Here is a 6,210-nt window from a genome sequence, read left to right as displayed (position 1 = left end):
CAGCCCGGCGGCGTCCGCGGTCGCCCAACCGCCGGAGGAACCGCCCGGAGTGTGCTCCAGGCTCCACGCGTTGCGGGTGTCGCCGAAGGCGGGGCCCTCGGTGAAGGGCCACTGGCCCAGTTCGGGGGTGTTGGTCTTGCCGACGATGACCGCACCGGCCGCGCGCAGCCTGCGTACGGCCTCGCCGTCCGCAGGCTGCGGCGGGAAGTCGCCGGGGCAGCCGAACGCCGTCGGCTCCCCCGTCACGTCCGTGTCGTCCTTCACCGCGACCGGCACCCCGAGCAGCGGCAGCCGCTCACCGCGGGCCAACGCCCAGTCGGCATCGTCCGCTTCGGCGCGCGCGGCGTCCGCGCGCACCCGGCGGAAGGCGTTCAGCGTGGGCTGCGTCTCCGCGATCCGGGCCAGCGCCCGCTCGGTCAGCTCGCGCGCGGTCACCTCGCCCGCGGCGAGCGCCGCCGCCTGCGCGGCGAGGCCGCGGATCTCGCGGGACGCGCCGGTCTCCGCTCTCGGACCGCCATCAGCTGCCACCAGCACTCCTGATACTCGCCAGTAATCTGCTGCCCATCCTGCGCCATCGCGCCGCAGACGGGAAGCGAATGCAGTAGGAAACTCACATGACCCGTATCGCCGTCCACGGCCCCGAGGGCCCCATCCGCGCCCACACCGCCCCGCCCCCGCAGCCCGTACGAGCCGTCCTCTTCGACTTCTCCGGCACGCTGTTCCAGATCGGGAGCTACGCGGACCGCATCCGCGCGGTGCTGCCGGAACCGGTGGACGAGCCGGCGATGGAGGCCATCCTCGCGGGACTTGAGGCCGGACTCGACGACCCTGACGTCGTCGCCGCCCAGCGCGGCCGTGACGTCTCCGCCAAAGCCCACCGGCACGCCTTCACGACCTGGTACGCGTCCGCGCCCGCCCTGGCCCCGTTCGCCGACGCGGTGTACGAGCAACTGCGGACCCCCGAGCACTGGCTGCCGTACGCGGACGCCAAGACGACACTCACGCGGCTCACGGAGCGCGGCATCGCACTCGGTGTGGTCAGCGACATCGGCTGGGACCTGCGCCCCACCTTCACCCACCACGGCCTCGCCCACTACTTCTCGGCCTGGGTGCACTCGTACGAACACGACTCGGAGAAGCCCGACCCCCGGCTCTTCCAGCACGCCTGCGGGCAGCTCGGCGTTACGCCGGAGGAGACCCTGATGGTGGGAGACCACCCCGCCAAGGACGGCGGCGCGGTCGGGGCGGGCCTGCGCGCGTACGTCCTCCCGGCCGGCGCCTCCCCCGGCTCCGACCGCGGCCTCGACGCGGTGCTGCGCCTGCTGGCGCCGGGTAGGGGCTGACCGCGCCCCCAAAGCCCGCGCTGCGAGCGTCAGAAGACGTCGGTGGGGACGTAGGCGCCCCAGATGCCCCGCAGGGTGTCGCAGACCTCGCCGACCGTGGCGCGGGCGCGCAGCGCCTCCTTCATCGGATAGAGGACGTTGTCCGTGCCCTCCGCCGCCTTGCGCAGGTTCGCCAGGGCTCCGTCGACGGCGCTCTGGTCGCGTTCGGCGCGCAGCCGGGCCAGCCGTTCGCACTGCTGCTGCTCGATCGCGGGGTCCACGCGCAGCGGCTCGTAGGGGTCCTCCGCCTCACTGCGCTGGAAGCGGTTGACGCCGACCACGACGCGCTCGCCGCTGTCGGTCTCCTGGGCGATCGCGTACGCGCTGCGCTCGATCTCGCTCTTCTGGTAGCCCTGTTCGATCGCGCTGACCGCGCCGCCCCGCTCCTCGACCTGCTCCATCAGCGCGACGGCCGCCGCCTCCACCTCGTCGGTCATCGACTCCACGACGTAGGAGCCCGCGAAGGGGTCCACGGTCGCTGTGATGTCGGTCTCGTAGGCGAGGACCTGCTGCGTGCGCAGCGCCAGCCGGGCGGACTTGTCGGTGGGCAGCGCGATGGCCTCGTCGTAGGAGTTGGTGTGCAGCGACTGGGTGCCGCCGAGCACCGCGCCGAGCGCCTGCACCGTCACCCGCGCGAGGTTGACCTCGGGCTGCTGTGCGGTCAGCTGCACACCCGCGGTCTGGGTGTGGAAGCGCAGCATCAGCGACTTGGGGTTCTCCGCCCCGAACTCCTCGCGCATCACTCGCGCCCAGATGCGCCGCGCGGCACGGAACTTGGCGACCTCCTCGAGGAGGGTGGTGCGGGCGACGAAGAAGAAGGAGAGGCGGGGCGCGAAGTCGTCCACGCTCATGCCGGCCGCGACCGCCGTACGTACGTACTCGATACCGTCCGCGAGGGTGAAGGCGATCTCCTGAGCGGGCGTCGCTCCCGCCTCCGCCATGTGGTAGCCGGAGATGGAGATGGTGTTCCACTTGGGGATCTCGGCCCGGCAGTAGCGGAAGATGTCCGCGATCAGCCGCAGCGACGGCTTGGGCGGGAAGATGTAGGTGCCCCGGGCGATGTACTCCTTGAGCACGTCGTTCTGGATCGTTCCCGTCAGCTTCGCCGGGTCCGCGCCCTGCTCCTCCGCGACCAGTTGGTAGAGCAACAGCAGCAGCGCGGCAGGGGCGTTGATCGTCATCGACGTCGACACCTCTTCCAGCGGAATCCCGCCGAAGAGCACTCGCATGTCGTCGATCGAGTCGATGGCCACGCCCACCTTGCCGACCTCGCCGTGCGCGAGCTGCGCGTCGGAGTCGTGGCCCATCTGGGTGGGCAGGTCGAAGGCGACCGACAGGCCCATGGTGCCGTGCTCGATCAGCTGCTTGTAGCGGGCGTTGGACTCGGTCGCGGTGCCGAAGCCCGCGTACTGCCGCATCGTCCACGGCCGCCCGGTGTACATCGACGGGTAGACGCCGCGCGTGTACGGGTACGCGCCGGGCTCCCCCAGCTTCTCGGCCGCGTCCCAGTCACGCAGGGCCTCCGGACCGTAGACCGGCTCGATGGGCAGGCCGCTCTCGTTGACTCGGCTGCTGCCCGGATCGGCTGCCATGGTGTGTCTCCATCGGTCTGGGGCGGGGCCTGGCGAGGCTGATTACTGTTCAGTTGTCACGGACTTTATCGACAGTACGTTCGTCCGGTGGAGGCCCACAGGCTGGGACCTTGCTCACAGCATGCCGGGACGTCCCGATGTTCCGGCGCGGGCCACGCGGGGCAGGGGAAGGGCGGGTCTGTGTCGCGAACGACGGATGGCAGGAGTTGCGATGGCGTCGGCGGGACTACGAGGGACGCGCACACGCGGTGGCGCGCTGGCCATGGCCGCGGCCCTGCTCGTCGGCGCGGGCGCGGCGTCGGGCTGTACGGCGCACGTGACGAACGGCGGCGCGCCCGTCCGGGTATCGAAGATGAACGTGCCGACGCCCACGTCGCCGCCGTCGCAGGCCGACCGGCCCGCAGCGCGCCAGGACTCACCGGACACGGCCGACCCGAAGCCGCCCGCGCAGCAGCGGACGGCGGCGGCCGACCCCGTCGTGCTGGCCGTCGGGGCACAGAGCGCGAAGGTACGTGAACTGCAGGCGCGTCTACGCGCGTTGGACCTCTTCGACCGCAACCCGACCGGCTACTACGGCCCTGTCACCGCCGCATCGGTCAGCGGCTTCCAACGCCGGCAGGGCATGAACCCCAGCGGCACGGTGACCTCCCGCGAGTGGAGCGCACTCACGGCCCGTACGCACCGTCCCACCCGGAACGAGCTGTACCCGCCCACCACCCTGCCCCTCGCCGACCCCGACCCGCGCTGTCTGACGGGGCGGGCGCTGTGCGTCAGCAAGAAGAGCCGCACGCTGGCGTGGGTCGTCGACGGGAAGGTGCGCTCGGCGATGGACGTGCGCTTCGGGTCGGCGTACACGCCGACCCGGGAAGGCGAGTTCAGCGTCGACTTCAAGAGCCGCGACCACGTCTCGACGATCTACGACACCCCGATGCCGTACGCGCTCTTCTTCAGCGGCGGCCAAGCGATCCACTACTCCTCGGACTTCGCGGCCCGCGGCTACCGGGGCGCCTCGCACGGCTGCGTCAACGTCCGGGACAAGAAGAAGATCCGCGCGCTCTTCGCTCAGGTGCGGAAGGGCGACAAGGTCGTCGTGTACAAGTAGCGCGGGGCTGAGGCCAGATGGGGCGCGGGCGGGACCGGGGGCTGTCGTCTCCCGGGGGGCCACCCCCGTACCCCCGGTAAGAACCACGGGGGTTGACGCCAGATGGGGCGCGGGCGGGACCGGGGGAACGTGTCCCGCCCGCGCCATTCGCGCGAGCCCGAAGGTACGGGGGGAACCTCGGACTGTTCGCGCAGCCGATGACCAGTCGGCTCACTTCTCACTGCGTCGGCAGTCCGGAAAGTGTCACACCAGGATTCAACTACTTTGTGTGACCCGCGCCACAACTACGAAGGGTCCGTCGGGCTGCCCGTGGGCGTGGGCGTGGGCGAGCCGCCGAATCGGCTGTCGCCGTCACTGCCGGTCGCGCCGCCGGAGTCCCCACCGGAATCGCCGCCCGTGGTGCCGCCGGAGTCGCCCGTACCACCCGGGTCGCCCGTGCCGCCGGAGTTGCTGGGGGTGCCCACGCCACCGGAGTTGGAGGTGCTGCCCGAGTCGGAGCCGCCGTCCGCGTCCCCGTCGCCGTCGTCTTCGTCGCCGCCTTCGTGGCCGTCGTCGAACTCCTCGCAGAACTCGCGTACGACGTCCGCACCGCCCGCGGCCCGCTCAAGCTTCAACCGGTCACTCGCGGACAGCTTCCCGCTCTCGTACTCCTCGCACAGATCCCGTGCGATCGCCTGCTTCTCGGCGTCGGACAGCTCGTCGCCCGTGCCAGGGAGGTTGCCCTTGTCGTCCTTCGGGCTCTTGGACTTCTTGTCCTTCGTCTGACCGGGGCCGTCGCCACCGTGGCCGAGGCCGTCGTCCGCCGAGCCGGAGGACGCGGAGCTGCCGCCGGCGCTCGGGCCTCGCGTCGGCTGATGGCTGTCACCCGGATTCACACGGCCGCCCGCGGCCGCCTCCCGCTCGGAGGCGTCCGGGCTCGCCAGCGGCGACACGCTCGCCGCGGGAGCGCCGTTGCCCCACGGCGTGGGCAGCACCCCGGTACCGGCCGCGACCGCGGCCCCGCCCAGCGCGCACCCGGCCACCGCCATCGCGAAGCCCGCACGCAACGGGCGTCCGCCCAGTGACAGACGCCGTGGCGCACCGGACCTGCGTCGGCCCGACCGGCGTCGATCCTCACGTACGGCCTGTCGGCCGACCACGGTTCCGGACTCCGTGGGCCCCGCACTGATGTCGACCGTTCCGCTGTGCACGATTTCGGCGTGCGCCACGCGGAAGGCCTCGATCGCGGCGGCCTCTCCGGGAAGTTCTGCGGACTGACCCGTCTGACCCGGCAGTCGCCCTGCCCGCCCCGCGCCCATCGCGTGGGGCATCGCGGTCTGCTCGGCCACGAGGGCGTCGAGTACGGACGCGAGCCGGTCGGCAGGGTGAACCTCCGCCCCGGCTGCCGCATTGCGCGCCCAGGACGGTGTCACGGCGCCTGTCCGTCCAGAAGTGCTGGTGGGAGCCGCTTCAACGTTGTCGCGGTCCTCCCTGGGACGTCCACCGCGCTGCGCGCTACGCGCATCGACCGCCGAACCACGGAGCAAGCCCTCCGCGACTTCGTCGTCCAGCCACCTGTACCGGTCGTCGTCCGCCATCACGTTTCCCTCAGCGTTCGCGTGGCCCTATGCGTCACACCTTGGCCCGTGTCCCACTGGGACGCTCCCCGGCCCTCTGCCGGTTCTGCCGAACCCTCCGGCGATTCCTCGAGCAGTTCCGCGAGCTTGCGCAATCCGCGGTGAGCGGCCGTACGTACGGCGCCGGGGCGCTTGCCCAGCACTTGGGCGGCGCTCTTCGCATCCAGCCCCACGACCACCCGCAGCACCACTGCCTCCGCCTGGTCCTGGGGGAGGCGGGAGATCATCGCCATCGTGCGCCCGGTGCCGAGCGCCTCCATGGCTTCGTCGGCGGTATCGGTGCCGGCCGGCAGCACCGCCAGATCACTTTCGTCCCCGCCTATGGCGGGACGGCGGCCACGCGTACGCAGATGATCGAGTGCACGGTTGCGGGCGATACGCGCGGCCCAGCCCCGGAACCTGTCGGCGTCACCGGTGAACCGGCTGATGTCACGGGCTATCTGGAGCCACGCCTCCGAGGCGACGTCCTCGGCGTCGGGGTCGCTCACCAGCGTGCGGACATAGCCGAGCAGCCGCGG

General features: G+C 71.8%; 6 protein-coding genes. 2 read left to right on the top strand and 4 right to left on the bottom strand.

All coding sequences use genetic code 11. The features are described from left to right. Window positions 1-528: amidase family protein (locus ACRDP3_RS02670; protein WP_431515167.1), on the bottom strand; the 528-nt coding region annotated here is incomplete at its 3' end. An 86-nt stretch (window positions 529-614) separates the two neighbouring features. On the opposite strand from ACRDP3_RS02670, the gene ACRDP3_RS02665 reads away from it, so the two are divergent. Next, the gene (locus tag ACRDP3_RS02665; protein WP_431515166.1) at window positions 615-1,343 is read left to right on the top strand and encodes an HAD family hydrolase; all 729 of its coding nucleotides are present in this window, start codon (window positions 615-617) and stop codon (window positions 1,341-1,343) included. A 29-nt stretch (window positions 1,344-1,372) separates the two neighbouring features. Here ACRDP3_RS02665 and ACRDP3_RS02660 read toward each other — a convergent pair whose 3' ends face one another. Next, complete coding sequence (locus tag ACRDP3_RS02660; protein WP_431515165.1) at window positions 1,373-2,974, bottom strand: acyl-CoA mutase large subunit family protein; 1,602 nt, start codon at window positions 2,972-2,974, stop codon at window positions 1,373-1,375. A 211-nt stretch (window positions 2,975-3,185) separates the two neighbouring features. On the opposite strand from ACRDP3_RS02660, the gene ACRDP3_RS02655 reads away from it, so the two are divergent. Beyond that, on the top strand, window positions 3,186-4,076 hold the full coding sequence (locus tag ACRDP3_RS02655) for a L,D-transpeptidase family protein (protein WP_431515164.1): 891 nt from the start codon (window positions 3,186-3,188) through the stop codon (window positions 4,074-4,076). Window positions 4,077-4,360: 284 nt separating this feature from the next. Here ACRDP3_RS02655 and ACRDP3_RS02650 read toward each other — a convergent pair whose 3' ends face one another. Further along, window positions 4,361-5,488, bottom strand: a complete 1,128-nt coding sequence (locus ACRDP3_RS02650) for a hypothetical protein (protein ID WP_431515163.1) — start codon at window positions 5,486-5,488, stop codon at window positions 4,361-4,363. Window positions 5,489-5,652: 164 nt separating this feature from the next. Continuing rightward, a partial coding sequence (locus ACRDP3_RS02645) for an RNA polymerase sigma factor (RefSeq protein WP_431515162.1) occupies window positions 5,653-6,210 on the bottom strand: 558 nt, incomplete at its 5' end.

Origin of the sequence: Streptomyces sp. (assembly GCF_050698815.1) — a bacterium.
GTDB lineage: Bacteria > Actinomycetota > Actinomycetes > Streptomycetales > Streptomycetaceae > Streptomyces.
Note: the sequence above shows the minus strand (reverse complement) of the source record. Positions and strands in the feature narration are given on the sequence as shown.

Bases quoted from the DNA above. Each gene is read 5' to 3' on its own strand.
- ACRDP3_RS02665 (WP_431515166.1), top strand. From the start codon at position 615: ATGACCCGTATCGCCGTCCACGGCCCCGAGGGCCCCATCCGCGCCCAC.
- ACRDP3_RS02660 (WP_431515165.1), bottom strand. From the start codon at position 2,974: ATGGCAGCCGATCCGGGCAGCAGCCGAGTCAACGAGAGCGGCCTGCCC.
- ACRDP3_RS02655 (WP_431515164.1), top strand. From the start codon at position 3,186: ATGGCGTCGGCGGGACTACGAGGGACGCGCACACGCGGTGGCGCGCTG.